Here is a 16,023-nt window from a genome sequence, read left to right as displayed (position 1 = left end):
ATAAAAAATACATACAAAATAGTATTAAGTCTGCGACTGCCAGAAAGTTGGCATTAAGGTTCGTGCTGTTGGGTAGTTTTTGTAGCGCTTCAGCGCCCGTGTCATCTCAAGAGATTGAGCGTGTGCGGTGGCAAGTTCCTACTGGCGCACCCACTACAGTTCCCGGTCTTGATGCAATAGTTCATGCTTCGAAATGGCTCAGCGAAATTTCAAATGGCAACGTGACTTTGAGAACCTATGAGCCGGGCGAACTTATACCGGGATTTGAGGTAAGTAGCGCTGTTGAAAAGGGGACGTATCCAGCGGGATTTACTTATACAGCATATGATCAGGGTTCTATGCCTGAAGCTTCTCTATTTTCATATATTCCATTTTATTTGGGGCCAATAGATTATATCGCTTGGCACTATAGCGGTGGAGGTGAAGGGCTGCTAATTGATGCTTATAGTAAAAGAAATATATATCCAATTCTTTGTGGTGTAACTGGGCCTCAATTAGGTGGGTGGTTTACATCACCTGTCAGTTCTATCGAAGACCTTAAGAATTTGAACTTTAGAATTGCAGGTTTTGGCGCGGATGTTCTTTCTGAACTCGGAGTGAATATATCTTCAATTTCTGCAGCGGAGACTTATCAAGCGTTGGAACGCGGTGTGGTTGATGCTGCAAAATTAGGCCAACCTGTTGTCGGGTTAAAGTTTGGGTTCCCAGAGATTGCGAGATATTACATGGTGCCAGATTGGGCTCAGCCGAGCACCGCAACTCACCTATTGGTAAATAAAGGTACATGGAATGAGTTGGCGGCATCTACCCAAAAATTGATTGAAATGTCTTGTAAGGCGGCAACACTTTATACCCTTTCTGAAACTGAATTTTTGCAAGCCGAAGCAATTAAGTCCATAAATGAAGCTGGGGCGTCACCAATTAAGCTTTCTGAAAAAGACTTGTCTAAGTTGAAAGAGATAACAGACCAAGTATTGTCAAAGAATAGTGAGGACAGTGCGGAGTTTGCGCGTGTTCTACGAAGTCAGGTTGAGTTCTCAGAGTCCTATAGGAAATGGTCTCAGCAGGGTTATCTTCCTAAATAATTCGACATCTAAGTTATTGGGGGGTATCTCCCCCTAATAAAGGCTAGGATTACATATTTAAATAAAAAGTATCCGGGGGCATGGTGTTTAAAAAAAGCGAAGGTATTTTAAAAATTGGATGTATATTAGAATCTATAAGTTTTTATATCGATAAATTTGTTGTAATGATAGGGAAGATGGTGTCATGGATTTGGCTACTAGTTCTCCTTGTTGTATTGTTTAATGTATTTAGCCGTTATTTGTTTAATAGCGGATCGGCTGCCATGTTGGAGTTATCCTGGCACTTGTTCGGCGCGACCATGTTGATAGTTTTATCATACGCAGTTGTTACAGACGACCATGTTCGTGTCGATTTCTTGTCAGAAAAGCTCCCCATTAGGAGCGTAGCTTTAATTGAATTTTTGTTAGTTGCAGGGTTGGTAATTCCTCTTTTAGTTTTTATGATGGAAACTCTTGTGCAGTACGCATGGAATTCATTTATTAAAGGCGAATCCTCTATGGCTCCCGACGGATTGCCATATAGGTTTATTCTTAAAAGTATAATTCCAATATCTATCCTATTGTTAATTCTTTCTTTGGTCTCTCGACTTATAAAAGGTATGACTTTGGTTATTGGAAAACCAAAGAAATAACGACATTCTCGCTGTTCTTTCGGTTGACTATATGGCTACTGATGAAATTCTTGTAAGTGCGATGTTTGGTTGCTTTTTCCTCTTTCTCCTGACAGGTTTGCCGGTAGCGTGGGCACTATCTGCAGCTGGATTTCTGTTTGCAATTATCGGGTATTTTTTAGTTGAATATTTGAATTCAGATATTTGGTTTACGTGGCAAGGAACTATTGGTTCTTTAGACGCAAGAATCTATGGGTTGGTTGCAAATGAATTGTTAGTTGCATTGCCAATGTTTATTTTTATGGGAATAATGCTTGATCGATCAGGTGTTGCTGAGAAATTGATGAAATCGCTTACTAGCCTATTTTCCACACTGAGGGGAGGATATGCGGTATCAGTTGTCATAGTCGGAATTCTTTTGGCGGCTTCGACCGGGATCGTAGGCGCTTCTGTGGTGCTATTGGGAATGCTTTCCATAGGCCCTATGCTTTCACAAAACTATAACAAGGGTTTGGCGGTAGGGACGGCTTCAGCGGTCGGCGTTTTAGGAGTAATCATTCCGCCAAGTATTATGTTGGTTTTGCTTTCTGATAGACTTGCTACACCCGAAGCCTCTGTCGGACGGCTTTTTATGTCGGCAGTTATCCCAGGGTTACTTCTTGCCTTAGGATATATCTTCTATATTTTGTTTTCTGCATATCTAAGACCTAATTTTGCTCCATATCCAGGCACCGGTAGAAGATTTTCAGTTAATTATTTAATTGATTTTTTACGTGCCTCTTTGCCAGCCCTCGCTTTAATATTTGGAGTTCTTGGTTCAATTGTATCCGGTATTGCCACTACTACCGAGGCGTCAGCCATTGGTGCTGCCGGTGCTCTCGTCCTTGCAGGGCTTAACAAGCAGTTAAATATTTCGGTTGTATCTTCAGCACTTCATCAAACGAGTCGAACGATTGCATTTATATTTGGCATTTTTCTAGGTGCCACGGTTTTTGCATCTGTTTTACGTGGGATTGGGGGCGACGACGTAATTAGGAATTTAATAGTTGATCTTCCGTTTGGTGCGACGGGTGTCGTAATTTGTATTCTTTTGTTAACCTTCGTTTTGGGTTTTTTTCTCGACTGGATTGAGATAACACTTATAGTTCTTCCATTGGTTGCGCCCACTGTTTTTAGTTTGGGGGTTGACCCTGTTTGGTTTGCTGTTTTATTCGCTTTGTGTCTTCAAACGTCTTTTTTGACTCCGCCAGTAGGACCTGCTCTTTTTTATATAAAGGGCGTATGTCCGCCGACCGTTAAAACTCGAGATATATATTCTGGAGTTTTGCCGTTCATTATTATTCAGTTATCGGTTCTTTTTGCGGTTTTTGTTTTTGATGATTTGGCTACCTGGCTTCCGGGTATTATTCATAATTAGCTATTCCTATTGAGTTGTGTTGCGATCCTTTTGGCCCCTTATGGGGGCATTTTTTGTTTGCCCGGCGAAGCCGGCAAACCAAGCCACCTGAAAGAAGGTCGCGTCACTCCGAGGGAGGGAAAGGCAATCCGACTGGCAAGGGTGTTGTTGGCGAAAGGAGGGGCTGACGGGAGCCATAGAACAGTAACGATAATGGCGGACGACGAGCTAGAGGTGAGTGCTGTGTTCTCGAGCTGCTCGACAGGGCGCTGATGCTCTTGAGATAGTTGAGAGTAATGAGCGCGGATGGGAAGTGGCCTGTCGATTCTCGAACGTTGGGTGAGTTAGCCATTTTCAGCTTCAGTTGACGATCATACTCAGGAACCGAACGGGGGGGGCGGTGATGAGCACGTTCAGGTGTTCCTTCGCCCACTGGCAACCGGCCAGTGATTGAACCAGTCCTTTATCCAGGCCGCGCGAGTTCTGGTAATCAATGTCTTCGAGGATGGCGGCGTGTCGCAGCTTGGCCCGGCGCAGCCGGCTGCTCATGCGCCGGTTGTCCCGTTCGGTCATTTCCCGGTCGACCAGCAGTCCAAGACGCTCCTCGAAGCTCAGGTGGGTAATGTCGGGGGTGGCTGACGGATCTGCCAGGGCGGCAGCCATGCCGGTCAGCTTAAGGGCGTGGAGCTTGTCCAGAGTCGGATGTTTCAACATGTCAGAGATCCTTCAGTGGTAGTAGGCGGGGCCACGGATGTTGTCGTGGGTGTCGGGCAAGGCCAGTTCCTGTTGCTCTTCCAGGGGCTGCTGATCCAGACGGTGTTTGAGGATGGATTCAATGCTCTTGTACCGGCAACTGCACAGCATCAGGGCGCGTTGGCAGGCGGCTTCCAGCCGCGGCTCGCCGTAGCTTTGCCCCAACCGGAGAATGCCCAGACAGGAGCGGTACGCCTGCTGTGGGTGCTTACGGGCTCCCAGGGCCGTGCGAATGAGCTTCTCGGTAGCGGGACCGGTCTTGGCCGCCCAGGCGATTAGCCGTTCCGGCGAGTAATGGGGCATGGTTGTCCTCTGAAATTATCAGGCGACAACTACGCTGACACATAGGGCCCATGAAGTTTGCTGGAAAACAAATGGCGTCAGCGGTCAAATTTGACCGCCTTTCAGACATTTAGGCTGAAGGAAGGGCCGATTGACTGTAAAGTATATTTACAATAAGAATTTCTCGTATGCCTGAGTTCTGCTTGAGGGACGTAAGGAACATAGAACTATGATAACCAAAAGCCCAACCGAAAAAGAACTTTTGGAAGGCCTCGACGCCCACACGGCCCATGCCGATGAGCTGGCCGAGCTGCTGCCTCAGGAGCTCACGCCGCTGGAACGCCTCAAGGGTTCCGTCAAACGCTATGAGCGACCGACCGATTCGGTGTGGGACGAGTATTTCAACTCTGAAGGCGTCAGCGACGATTTTATGGAAGACCGCGATCAGCCTGCTTCGGATGAGCGTGATAAATAACGCTGTCATCTTAGCGGAACCGTAGATGCCTTCAATGCCAAGCATCACCCGGATCGACCCGGAACCCTTTTTTACCTTGCCACATCGAACCAGCGGCCCTGCTGGTGTGCCTCTGCATAATCGCCTGCCGTTTTATCGCGCTTATGCCGTCGGCCTTCCGAGTCATGTGAAGGGCATTGTGTTGACCTCCGATCTCCAGGGCCGAGAAGTCGGAGGCCAGAATCGACTGCTCGGCGTGCCTGTGGCCGAAGCGCTTTTGGCCTTGTCTCGGGACGGGGGCATTCCGGCTCTCGACGCGGTGTTTCTGTGCGGCGACCTTTACGACTACCCCGACTGCAAAAAACGGGGCGGCACTGGGCCGGTGGATGAGGTGTTCCAGGCATTTTCCGCGATTACGACGGAGGTGGTTGGCGTTCTGGGAAATCATGATCAGGTGGCGCAACCTGAGGCACTTCCAGACAACACCACCCTTTTGGACGGCGGGGTTGTTACGGTGTTGGGCAACCTGAAAGTCGGTGGCGTCAGCGGTATCGTGGGCAATCCGAATCGCAACCAACGGCGAACCGAGGACGATTTTCTTGCTGTACTGGAATCGGTGACCGATCAAACCCCGGATATCCTGTTACTCCATCAAGGCCCAACCGACCCGGAACGGGCGGGTCGTCGTGGCGACCCCGGTGTGGCGCTGTCACTTGAAACGGGCTTTCGAGGACTCACGGTGTTCGGCCATACTCGATGGGACTGGCCCTGGCTTATTTCACACGGCGATGGCCAGGCTTTGAATGTCGATGGGCGGGTGGTGGTGGTTCTGCCGGAGGTTGACGGTGAGTGAACGATTAGGCGCGGGAGATCCCATTCAATGAGCAAGCGACTGACTCCGCACCGGTTTTTTTCTGCCAATCCGGTCGGGGTGGACTGGGTTTGTGGTGATCTGCATGGGCAGTTTGAAGCACTGCAAGCCGCGTTGTCGGAAGCTGGATTCAACAAAGCGGCTGATCGTCTGTTTCTGTTGGGGGATACCATTGATCGTGGCCCAGAATCCCGGGCTCTTCTGGAGTGGGTTCTGGACACAGACTGGGTGTTCAGCGTGATGGGTAACCACGAGCTGATGTTTATCGCCGGTGCTGAGGATAACCGCAACCGATACAAGCACCGGGGGATAGGCGGTGGCTGGGCCGCAAGCCTGGATGAGACCTCTTACCAAAATTTGGCAACCCAGTGTCGTTACCAGTTGCCGCTTACCATGACGCTGGAATGCGAGAACGGACAACTCGGGCTGGTGCATGCCCAAAGCCCATTCGACGACTGGCGCACAGTTCAGGAGAGCCCCTTCTCAGAGCGCTTTGCCATCGAATGCACCTGGCCCTGGAACCGGGCTCAGGGGGCGGATCAAACCATTTCGGGCATCACGGCCGTGGTATCAGGTCACATCGGGACTGCCGAGATCATTCAGAAGGGAAACCAAATCTGGATCGATATTCTGGCAAAAACTGGTCAGGTGCCGTTGATGTCAGCTAATCGAGTGTTAGAGAAAGCAGCGCAAGTACAGCGAGATAGCTAATTTGTAGAACAGTGTCAGGGTGAGAGGTTCTGGTGCAGTTATCCGGCACGCCAAAGCACAATGCCGTCCGTGGCAATGTTTTCGAGTAGTTCTGGGTTGGAGTAGTCCTTCGGGTTGGCCCATTCGCGCTCCCAGACCGGCAGGGCTTGAATTAAAACTCCGGTTTCAGTGAGAACATCAAAGGCGAGGCCTGCCATCGCAAGCTTTGTTTCCACGAAATCCCCAGGCTGCCCGGCCAAAATCACCGCTACATCGGCATCACTTTCGTCGTGATAATCACCACGGGCTCGGCTACCAAACAGGATCAGTTGAACCGCATCGAACCGGCCAGCCAACTTTTCGCCAAAAACCAGGACCGCCTCCCGAATATTGACCTGGTCACCCATAACAACCTGTTCCAAGCCAACCGGCGCAGCCTGATCCCACTCCCGAAGCACCTCTGGCATGGGCGCGCCGGGGTCACACTGGGCTACCAAATCACTCAAGCTGTAACACTTTCTATTCTTCATGGGCTCACCTTCGATGGCCTCTGCGTCCCCGGATCACCGCAGCTTTCAGCATTCCAGTTTTTGGATTGGAGAACCTGTCTGGCGCCTGGTATTCGCCATCCCACTCCTGAGCATGCCGGTACTGAACAACCGGTTCGGATGTGAGTTCGACAATATCATCAAATCCGGTTTCGTAACCCTCGACCAGCACTGGGGTTTCCGGCGGCAGATCTTGCAGTTGTGCTATCAGCTCTTCCGCAGTCATTTCATTCCCCCCCCGGTCAAATTTGACCGCTTCAAACCTCAACCACAATTGGTGTGTTCCTCGGTTCATACCGTGCGTTGCAAGTGCTGGCGTTAATCAGCTTTGTTTGCCCACGCAGGTACTCCCCATAGCTTTCATGGATATGGCCAAAAATGTGCGCTTTTAGTGCAAGTTGATGAATTCTGACCAGCAGGTCAATGCAACCTACATTCTGACATTTGAATCCAAGGTTCGCCTCATCACCAATGCCTTTGGGTGGGCCATGGGTGATGAGCACATCGGTATTATCCGGGATAAGCTGCCATTTTTTGTGCAGGGGCTCGCCACGATCCAGCATAAACGCCCAATCCATGAATGTGGGTGTCCAGGGTGAACCCCAGAACCGAACACCCTCGATCTCGACGCCACTGTCTTCCAGATAAATGGCGTTTGTCAGTGCCAGGCGGGCCAACTCCGGAGTTTCCTCAAAGGCCCAGTCGTGGTTGCCGGCAATCACAATTTTGTGTCGATGCGGCAGCGTTCCAAGCCAATCGTTGAGCTCTTCGATGTTCTCCAGTGTGCCCTGGCCCAGACTGTCACCGGCATGGATCAGCACGTCGCCATCCGGAATCTCCGGAATGCGCCGGTGCAGGCTGTGGGTGTCGGAAATGCAGACCAGTTTCATACTCTCACCTTTGTTACCACGGCGTTAGCTTCCAGCTTTTTCCCGAATCGCTCGATCCATTTCTTCAACTGTAAGTACCATCGTAGCCCTCCGGGTTCGCCCACTCACTTTCCCATCTTCGGTTGTGTGACTTACGCGGAATTACGCGGAATGTGCATAATTACGCACTTTGCAGGTAAAGGCGCGTAATTCAAGTTGTACAACAGGGGTTACCCCGTATGTCCACTTTCGTCGGTTTCATGCTGTATCCGCCGGTGATGTGAGTAACTCGGATTCTAATGACCACTTGATGAACGGCAGCAGTCTTGCAATGTTTCGGGCATCATCTACGCCCCGATGGTGGCCGCCTTCAAAGCTCAGGCCGTGATATGCCAGAGCGTGTGTCAGGCCGTTCTTTTTCTTCTGGCCAGTGGTGCGGCGCCAGATACGTTTCAGGTTCAGGTGGGGGCGAGCCAGAACGGCCGGTTGAGCACCGTCCAGTTGGCTTTGGGCTTCCAGATGCAGGCGGTCGTAGTTGCCCCAGCTTCACCAGATAAGCTCATTCGGCAGATCGCCCAGCCAGGCATTCATCGCCTCAATCGCTTCCGAGAGTGCGGGTGCCCCCTCCACCATCGACTGGGTGATCCCGGTCAGCTCGGTGCAGAAGTCGCTCAGTATCGGGTGCCGGGTTGGCCTCACGAGAAACGAGCGAGCGTCCAGCAGCTCCCCTTGCCGAGTTGCAAGAGCACAACCGATTTCAATGATCTCCATGATGTGGACACTCTGAGCATCACCTGCGGGTGTCGTCTGGTTTTCCCAGCAGGTCGCCTCGAGGTCTACTACCAGGATTGTGTCGTCACGCATTTTGCTTGCCCGGGTACTCGGCTTGGCATCTTAAAAACGGATATACCGCTCACTTAGAGTCTCACTTTTCTTGACTCGTAGATCCAGTTTACAGGAGTTATCGGCGCCTGAGGGCGACTCCTTACAAACGACAATTTCCTTGATCTCTTAGTCGATTTTGCCTGAAAGGAGAGCTGGTTTTGCGGTCAATTCTCCAGTGATTTTCGATAGTCGAGCCGAAAAATACACATTTTTGTAGGTATTTACCGAAATGGCCTTGGCTCATATTCGTGTTCGTATCTGCGTAACTGTGAAATTTACGCTTCAAGCAAAAATAATCTTATAAATTAGCAGGTTGTACAAAAAATAACCCATAAGAAATTGTTCATTTTGTGATCAATGGTAGGCTTAAAGCCTACACTCTAAGCTACTGAAAAAGCACGTTTTTTTGACATTGCTGTGCTTGCGCACTTTTCGGCGCAGTGATACTCCTAAAAAAGAATTATCGAGGGGCAAAGGTCCGGAACGTCCCTGATGTCAATTGAATTCAGTTAGGAGCAGGGCGTGACTGTAGCCAAAAGAACCCTAAAACTTGTACGCGTTGAGCAACTGAAAATCGCACGGTTAGAAACCGATGTTGAGGACGTGATCCTCGGCTCCTACACGGGCCTACGTAAGCCAGAGCTCCTCACGGAGGAAGCGCTTCTAGCGGTGGCCAGCCACTATCCTGTTTCGGTTTGCGAAATCCGGCGCGGTGATTACCGAGTCGTCGGGAACGCTCACGTAGCTGTGCTCCTGAAAGAGTTCGCTCCGAATAAGAGGATTCAGGTTCTCGTATGGAAGAACCGAGAAGCCGAACGTCAGCAGGTTTCCCGGTTACTGGCCGCACTGGTGTTCGGGTTGGGCTCTCAGAATGCCCTCCTTCGACTGTGGGCGAGCCTTTCCGATGACGAGCGCCGCCGGATCTCATCTTCTCTCAACAGTCGAGTCGGGCTGGAAGATTTCGCCGGCATCAGCCGCAAGATCAGAATCCAGGATGAGGAACCGGTTCTGGTTCCAGGACTTTCACGGCACTTGCTTCCGCTGGACGAACATGTGGAGCCTGCAGTTGACCATCATGAAGCGCTGAACGAAGTTGATCACCACCCCCACCAGGAAGAGGCTGCTTCTGAGGCAGTAGTTGGAACCTCAGGGGCTGAGATCAAACCCGTCATCCTGGACACCCGCACCGTCTCAATTTTTGAATACCTGCTGGCTTCCACCACTGAACCGTCAGGCTCTCAGAACGCACCAGTTGTCCCAGATTATTTGAGTGAAGCCCTAAGCCAGGTAGGACTGTTGGTTCTGGACAACGGTGGGAACCTTGCACCACATGATGAAGCCGGGGATGCCCCAGCACCGAAAATCCTCGACGCGGTCAAAATCCATTTTCCGATACTGTGGCAACAGGCTGCAGAAGAAAGAGAGTCGGGGTTACGTATACAGCTCTGCGCGATACTCACCGCTTCCTGTATCGAGTGGCTGAACGATCTCCAGAGCGACAGTCTCCACAAACAGTTTTCCAATCCTAGGAACCTCTGGGCCGCTGTTTCGGCGTTGTCGTTCGATACCGTTGAGCAGTTGTCGCCGATTTCTCCCAACGCTGAAGCAACCCTCCGAGCGGTTCAGGACACATTTCCAAAACTTGCTGACGGTAAGCCTGAAAATCGGGCCCAGCGCAGGCACGTGAAGACCTTGGAAAGATATCTCAAGGGTTACCTAATGGCGAAGGCTCAAATGCGCCTTCCTCTCGACGAGTCGGAGGTGGCGTGATGACGTTGAAATTTGACTCAGAAAATCCTGAGGCGCTCCTAGTCGAAATTGTTCAGCCTCGTCCCGATTGGTACGCGATGGATCGCATCGCAAACCTGATGCCGCGCATAGTGAGCGCATTTGACCAGATTTCGCAGCCAATCGAAGGTGCGGATGCATTCCTGGAATGGTTGGATTCTGGCGTCGTAGAAGCAAAGTACACGGAGCTTGCGCCTGAACGTCAGGGAATTCGGGGGCTTGTTGGTGAGTATCCGCAGCATGCGGGGTTACGTGCCCTCGCGGAAAGTGAGGAGTGCTCGGAGAAAAGGCTTCAGGTTGTAGCATACGTCATCAACACCGCCAGTGCCTGGCGACAGGAACTGGCGCCTTCTGAAGAACGGTCCTTCAAAAACCGGGTTGAGGATGCTTGGCGTGCCTTGAGGCTCTTATCGGAATCGGCTTTGGCGAAGGTGCCGAAGTGCGTGGACGATGTAGCGCGCTTCGAGAAGCACTTTGCCCGAGTGAATGAGAACCTGGATCAACGGCAATTTGACGAAAAAAATGTGCGTTACCTCGATGAACTCCACAGATTCTTCAAGTTCTATGTCGGCGAAGGACGAATCATTACTTATCAGTCCGACAAACAAAAAGCACAGCGCTGGGAAGTGCAGAAAACCGGTGACTGGAAGGGCTTGGACAATGATGTTGACTCTGAGATAGAAGGCGTTCAGGAACGTTCAGTCCATATCACTCTGCCACAGGGCGAGGAACTTGTGAGTAAGGAGCACCGCATCGCTGGCAATGCGCCAGAGGAGTTGATGAGTGCGAGCGTTCTGATCTCAGAGCGCGGAGCGGCCCTGAATTCCGAGCGCGGTGAAACTCCCTCCACCGGACTCAGAAAGCAGCAACCGAAGCGCGCAGCCTACCGGCGTGCCAACAGCTTCCTACCGGGTCGTTGGGAAAGCCTCAATGAGTATGAGCGAGGGCTAGTTCTGCAGGTTTTGTTTGAGAACAAGATGGGCTCGGAAAATACGCGCCTACATGTCCTGCTGATCCTCCTCACAGGGCGCTCTCTGGAATCTATATCGGAAACTGCGGTAGTCCAGAACCGCTCTCAAGTGCCGGATAAGCCGAAAAAAAATCAACCAGAATGCATCTACCTCGTCAGGGACGATCAAGCTTGGGCAGGCTTTGTTCCGGAGCCTCCAGAGCGTCGAAAATTAGCGAAAAAATGGGCGCCCCACATGGAGGTCACAAATAAACTGTTTATCGGTCCGATCCCGGATGCTTTCTGGCAAATACTCAGGCCGCGGGTAGAACTTGTTGCAAGACGAATACAAACGAAATCGGGGATTCTTTTCGCCAGGAGAACCTCAACCGAGTCCGTCGCTGAGGAGATTGCGATTGAGATCAAGAAGCTCAATAAGGCGACCGGTTCGAGGATTACCCTGAAACGAATTCAGACGTGCGTGTTCGAAGGACTCATCCACCAAACCACGGATTCGGTGGATGCGAGCCTGGTGACTGGGCGCAAGCTACCCACCGGGCAATCGGCAAACCTCTATTATCACACCCGGTCGGTTGAGACGCTAGCGGCGGATTATGTCGATGTCGTGAATGGCTGGTTGGTGAATCTTGGGCTCTCGTCTCCGTCGATGGCTCCCGCCAACCTCGATTTCGGTTTGCCGAGAGTGGGTTCTCCGTTTTGTGTGCGTCTGGAGGTCATGAGGGACGTCGTAAGCCGCCTGCGAGCGCAGCTTGCCGAATACCGTAAAACGGCGCACTCCCGGGCCAACATCCGAAAATTCCATAATCTGTTTACAGCGTACGCCATCCTTCAGGTTATGTGGTCGACCGGTTTTAGGGCGGTTCGCGACCCGATTGCCTACCGATACGAATTCAACGAACGCCGGGGATTCGTGATCATCGCGGACAAGGTCGATGACAATCTTGGCCACTCTCGCCTGGTTTACCTGCCGGAGGTCGTTATTGAACAGCTTCGCTGCTATGAGGCACACCGGCGGCACCTGCAACTGCGCTTGCATGAGGTGGGCGTAGAGGTCCCCATCGAAACCTTTTTCGTTTTTCTCGATGCGAAGCTCCAGTCAGAGTTTGCCACCCCAAAACGACTGGCGGACGAAATTCAATGGACGTTTCCGTGGCCCCTGAACGTCAGCCGGCACACCCTGCGAGGCTTTCTTCGAGACCAAGGGGTCCCAGGTTATCTGGTAGATGTTTTCATGGGGCACTGGGGGGTGGGCACGGAACCACTCGCCAAGTACTCATCTTTAGACCTGGCAGAAATGAAAAACCGGATTGTTCCGGCAACAGCAGCCTTGTTGGATGAGTTGGGATTCGAAGTGGAAGCAGGTCTTGATGCGTGATGATACAGCAGTTTTTGAGCCGTTGAATAAGCCGATTGAGGCGTTGAAGAAGAGGCTTTCAGCAACAAGCCAAGGCTCATCGGTGGGCTCTGAGTACAGGGCCCATAATCGAAACGTTGAGAAATTGGGCCATCTGGAGGCGGTCCGAGACTATCTTTTTGAGTACTACCCGGAGTTGGCCTCCGGTCAGCGGGGACTGACGATGACTGCCGAAGAGGTCGACAGGCTGGTCGAAAACGCTTCGAAAACTGATGATGGTCGGGCGGTTAAGGACAAACAGTATTATCTCGTCAAATTGCTCGACGCAGGCGTGAAAACCCGGGATTGGCAGCTGCCTGTCCCGATGCCTGTGCAGAGCGTCCAGATGTTTTCCTCGATGACTACCCCTGACATGGGAGCCCGATTGGCCGATTACGATCAGATCAATGATGCGTTTCTGGCCAGCCTGGAGAGTGCCGCCCCTGAGCTGCAAGCTGAAGAGGCCATGGAGAGGGATGCCGGTGAGTTGCTGTACAGCCTGGTTTTTCACAGTGGCGTGACCGCACGTCGCTGGTTCAACCGACTGGGTGAGGCGATCGGGAATGGCGCCGGTAGCGTCGGTGATTACACTTGGTTGGAGTTGGAAGCGACCTCGACAGTGGGGCGTACCCGACCCTCGACCCAGAGTTGTCGTCGGGTCATCCTGGCGCCGATCACCGAACTCCTACTCCGACGCTGGTATCTGCGCTGGGGTAAAATTTGGCCAGATGTAACCGTTTCAAAGGGACAGGCATCTCCGGACGAGGTGTTGCTGAAACACTTCATTGGGGATCTGGTTGAGAAAAACCAGCTAACCCTGAACCGGCCATTGAATGTCTTTGCGGTTGCCGAGGCGAACCTGATCATAATCGCGCCGGGCTTCCTGGTTCACTACGCACGAACACCGGATTTGGGCGCTTCTTTGTCGTTGTCGAACTGGATGCGCTTGCTGACCGGTGGGACTCAAGTACAGCCAGCATCGCAGGAAACTCAGCAAGAGCGTGAGAATGAAATGGTGGGCTCACCTGCACTTACTAACCCTGAGTTTCCGTTGCGCGACCAAAGACCATTGTTCAAACGATTGATGAAGCGCTTGAGGTTCTTGGAATCTGAGGCGTCAAGGATCCAGGAAGCCAGCGACCCTTCAGAGCAGGCCCAGAGACAGAGGGATGTTTTGGCAACCAAGGCTGAGGTGTTCAAGGCCATGGACAAAATTGCAGCAAAGAGCGGATGCTCCATTCTCGTACAGTTGATGTGTCACTACGTTCGAGTGCTTCTTAGAACCGACGATGGCGTGTCACCGGCCTTGCAGCAAAAGATTCGTGACCTCCAATACCTCGAACTGCTGTTGCCCTTCGCTATCGATATCCCGAATCCTGAAAGTCTGGACTCGGATGAGTGGCAGTCCATCTATGAGACGGTGGTCAGCAGCTTTCCTGGTAACGGTGGAAGTCTCAGGCGGACGCTGTTCGAGTGGCACGAGTTTCTTCACGGATATTACGGAATGCCTCGTATCCCAATGGAAGAGGGGGCAGGCTATGGCGTCGACGCGGCAATACTGACGCCATTGGAGTATCACCGGGCAAAGCGCTTTTTGTTAGCTCGAGCTGACGATGAGCTGGCAGGGATACAGCTGGCGCTTCTGATTATGGGATTCCGTTGTGGGCTTCGGCGAACCGAGTGTTGGGCCCGACAATACGGTGATTTCCATGGCCTCGGGGATCCTACCGTCAACAATCCCGAGCTGCTCGTACGTCCCACCAAAATAGCCGGCGTAAAGTCGGATGCAGCGATTCGCAGACTCCCACTGCGCCTACTATTAACCAGCGACGAACTGGAGTGGTTGACGGGCTTTGTTATGGGGCGCAAGTTACGGCGCGCTAATGATGAAGCGCGCGATGGCTTGTTTCAGGACCCCGTGAGCGGAACCTTTCGCCTACAGGAGAAGTGGGCATTTGATGGGCTGACAGCCCTGCTCCGATCCGTATCGGGTGATGAAAATATACGGTTTCATCATCTGAGACACAGTTTTGCATCGCTGAGTTTGCTGCGACTGTTGGAGCGTAAACCCTATGACCTCCTGCCGGAGCCGTGGGTTCAGTCGGATGGCGTAGAACTCATGCCACCAATGCATGGCTCAAGCAACATCGTGAGTGCTGGGGTGGCTAATGTCTGGCGGCCGCTTTCCCAGCTGGCTCAGTGGATGGGCCATTCGAGTGAAAGGGTGACCCTAAAAAGCTACACCCACCTTCTGGATCTCGCCCTCTGCCAGTATTTGCTGCAAGAAGATCGGTCGTACACCATTGCACAGCAGCAAACGCTGCTGGACAAAACACTAGGTGCACTGGAGCGATTCCGGCATCGTGCACAACTAAAGGATCGGGTGACGCCCGCCAGAGCATTGGCAGCGGTGGCTCGAATGCCAGCGAAGGGCCTGCTGGAACTCCCGAAAACAACCGATAGAAAGAAGGAATTGCCCCCCGTTGTTAACAGGGTGGCCGAAGACGTGAATCCGCTGCTGCCGTATCGGGTATCGTGCCAGGTTTTCATTCGTATGCAAGCGCCGTTCAATGAGCCTCTCTCCGTTGCTTTGGAGAAAACAGCGGCCCAGTTGGATCTGGATTTGCCAATCGTGCAGCAGTGGTATGAGCGCTCGGCGTTGCTGATGGGTAGTTCTACCGGCCGGACAGGCGAACGGTTACGTTTTTCGCTGAGATCGAAGACAAGTGTGAACAACACAACACTAGCTAAGATATACACGTTGATATGTTTTGCGCCGGAATTGCCGACCTACATCATACCTCCCCAATCGAAATCAGCATTCAAAGAATGCATGCAATTCTTCAAATGGCTGTCTGACTGGATGGTCGAAGACGCAGACTCTGGTCGAAGCGCGCTTATAGCTGCAGCCGAAAGTGTGCAGCGGAGTAAAGCCGAACTGCGGCCCCGCGGACGGGAACGGCAGATCGCCTTCATGGCACTCATGAATAAGCTCCGCCTAGGGGCGCGAGCTACCGTTACGCTGACGGTTGAAAAAGAGAACAGAAAAGCAGCTCTAAAGTTCTGGGGGCAGAGCCTGGGGGTCGCACAGAATGCCATCGTTATCCGGCCAGCCAAGGACAAGAAAGTCCCGAAACACGGTAACGTCAGCTTTGACTGGAAAGTGACTCACAAGCTTGGCAAGCACTTCTGGCATGCTATTCGTTTTGTGGTGTTCACCGGGTGTGTGCTGTACGACGCCGTGCCGGAGAGTTTTCAGAACGGAAGTTTTGATGCTGACACGTTGGAAGATGAATCCGAGGAAGGCGCCGTCCCTGGCTAATGCGCTTGGCTCTAAGGAGTGCTGGAGGGAAGATCTAGCGACTCCACGATCAGGCGGTCTCCCGAATGGAATCTAATCAGCTTTAGGCTCGCGATCACTCGGTTGC

Annotated in this window: 13 protein-coding genes and 2 pseudogenes; 9 read left to right on the top strand and 6 right to left on the bottom strand. The window is 52.1% G+C overall.

What is annotated here, in order from left to right; translation table 11 throughout:
* From LWH94_RS12860 to LWH94_RS12850, 3 genes are all read left to right on the top strand, one after another.
* Nucleotides 1-1,085: TRAP transporter substrate-binding protein (locus tag LWH94_RS12860; protein WP_232902471.1), on the top strand; the 1,085-nt coding region annotated here is incomplete at its 5' end.
* An 80-nt stretch (nucleotides 1,086-1,165) separates the two neighbouring features.
* Nucleotides 1,166-1,717 carry a TRAP transporter small permease subunit gene (locus LWH94_RS12855; protein WP_232902470.1) on the top strand — a complete coding sequence of 184 codons (552 nt, stop codon included), beginning with the start codon at nucleotides 1,166-1,168 and terminating at the stop codon, nucleotides 1,715-1,717.
* Between the two features lie 31 nt (nucleotides 1,718-1,748).
* Nucleotides 1,749-3,113, top strand: coding sequence for a TRAP transporter large permease (locus tag LWH94_RS12850; RefSeq protein WP_232902474.1), 1,365 nt, complete (start codon nucleotides 1,749-1,751; stop codon nucleotides 3,111-3,113).
* Nucleotides 3,114-3,485: 372 nt separating this feature from the next.
* Here the strand turns inward: LWH94_RS12850 and LWH94_RS12845 are convergent.
* Nucleotides 3,486-3,806: pseudogene (locus tag LWH94_RS12845) on the bottom strand (ATP-binding protein); the annotation flags it as partial.
* Nucleotides 3,807-3,818: 12 nt separating this feature from the next.
* Nucleotides 3,819-4,139, bottom strand: a pseudogene (locus LWH94_RS12840) (IS21 family transposase); the annotation flags it as partial.
* A 217-nt stretch (nucleotides 4,140-4,356) separates the two neighbouring features.
* Here LWH94_RS12840 and LWH94_RS12835 point away from each other — a divergent pair.
* The 3 genes from LWH94_RS12835 to LWH94_RS12825 are packed head-to-tail and all read left to right on the top strand — an operon-like array spanning nucleotide 4,357 to nucleotide 6,163.
* On the top strand, nucleotides 4,357-4,602 hold the full coding sequence (locus tag LWH94_RS12835; RefSeq protein ID WP_232902469.1) for a hypothetical protein: 246 nt from the start codon (nucleotides 4,357-4,359) through the stop codon (nucleotides 4,600-4,602).
* Between the two features lie 25 nt (nucleotides 4,603-4,627).
* Complete coding sequence (locus tag LWH94_RS12830; protein WP_232902468.1) at nucleotides 4,628-5,434, top strand: metallophosphoesterase family protein; 807 nt, start codon at nucleotides 4,628-4,630, stop codon at nucleotides 5,432-5,434.
* 27 nt (nucleotides 5,435-5,461) lie between these two features.
* Complete coding sequence (locus tag LWH94_RS12825) at nucleotides 5,462-6,163, top strand: metallophosphoesterase (protein ID WP_232902467.1); 702 nt, start codon at nucleotides 5,462-5,464, stop codon at nucleotides 6,161-6,163.
* A gap of 38 nt (nucleotides 6,164-6,201) precedes the next feature.
* On the opposite strand, the gene LWH94_RS12820 is transcribed toward LWH94_RS12825, so the two are convergent.
* The 4 genes from LWH94_RS12820 to LWH94_RS12805 all read right to left on the bottom strand — a co-directional run bounded on the left by LWH94_RS12820 (nucleotide 6,202) and on the right by LWH94_RS12805 (nucleotide 8,423).
* Complete coding sequence (locus LWH94_RS12820; protein WP_232902466.1) at nucleotides 6,202-6,609, bottom strand: nucleotidyltransferase family protein; 408 nt, start codon at nucleotides 6,607-6,609, stop codon at nucleotides 6,202-6,204.
* A 67-nt stretch (nucleotides 6,610-6,676) separates the two neighbouring features.
* Nucleotides 6,677-6,916, bottom strand: coding sequence for a hypothetical protein (locus LWH94_RS12815; RefSeq protein ID WP_232902465.1), 240 nt, complete (start codon nucleotides 6,914-6,916; stop codon nucleotides 6,677-6,679).
* Between the two features lie 31 nt (nucleotides 6,917-6,947).
* Nucleotides 6,948-7,580 (bottom strand): metallophosphatase domain-containing protein, encoded by a 633-nt coding sequence (locus LWH94_RS12810; RefSeq protein ID WP_232902464.1) that lies wholly within the window; start codon nucleotides 7,578-7,580, stop codon nucleotides 6,948-6,950.
* Between the two features lie 525 nt (nucleotides 7,581-8,105).
* The gene (locus LWH94_RS12805; protein ID WP_232902463.1) at nucleotides 8,106-8,423 is read right to left on the bottom strand and encodes a 3'-5' exonuclease; all 318 of its coding nucleotides are present in this window, start codon (nucleotides 8,421-8,423) and stop codon (nucleotides 8,106-8,108) included.
* A 543-nt stretch (nucleotides 8,424-8,966) separates the two neighbouring features.
* On the opposite strand from LWH94_RS12805, the gene LWH94_RS12800 reads away from it, so the two are divergent.
* The 3 genes from LWH94_RS12800 to LWH94_RS12790 are packed head-to-tail and all read left to right on the top strand — an operon-like array spanning nucleotide 8,967 to nucleotide 15,917.
* The gene (locus LWH94_RS12800) at nucleotides 8,967-10,214 is read left to right on the top strand and encodes a hypothetical protein (protein ID WP_232902462.1); all 1,248 of its coding nucleotides are present in this window, start codon (nucleotides 8,967-8,969) and stop codon (nucleotides 10,212-10,214) included.
* Nucleotides 10,214-12,577: a hypothetical protein gene (locus LWH94_RS12795; protein WP_232902461.1), complete on the top strand. Its 2,364-nt coding sequence runs from the start codon at nucleotides 10,214-10,216 to the stop codon at nucleotides 12,575-12,577. Before LWH94_RS12800 ends, LWH94_RS12795 begins: the two co-directional genes overlap by 1 nt.
* Entirely contained in the window at nucleotides 12,570-15,917 is a 3,348-nt protein-coding gene (locus LWH94_RS12790; protein WP_232902460.1) for a hypothetical protein, read from the top strand. The genes LWH94_RS12795 and LWH94_RS12790 overlap by 8 nt, the downstream gene beginning before the upstream one ends.
* Nucleotides 15,918-16,023 lie beyond the last annotated feature (106 nt).

It is taken from the genome of Marinobacter sp. G11 (genome assembly GCF_021282325.1).
Lineage (GTDB): Bacteria > Pseudomonadota > Gammaproteobacteria > Pseudomonadales > Oleiphilaceae > Marinobacter > Marinobacter vinifirmus.
This window is presented reverse-complemented; position numbering and strand designations above follow the sequence as displayed.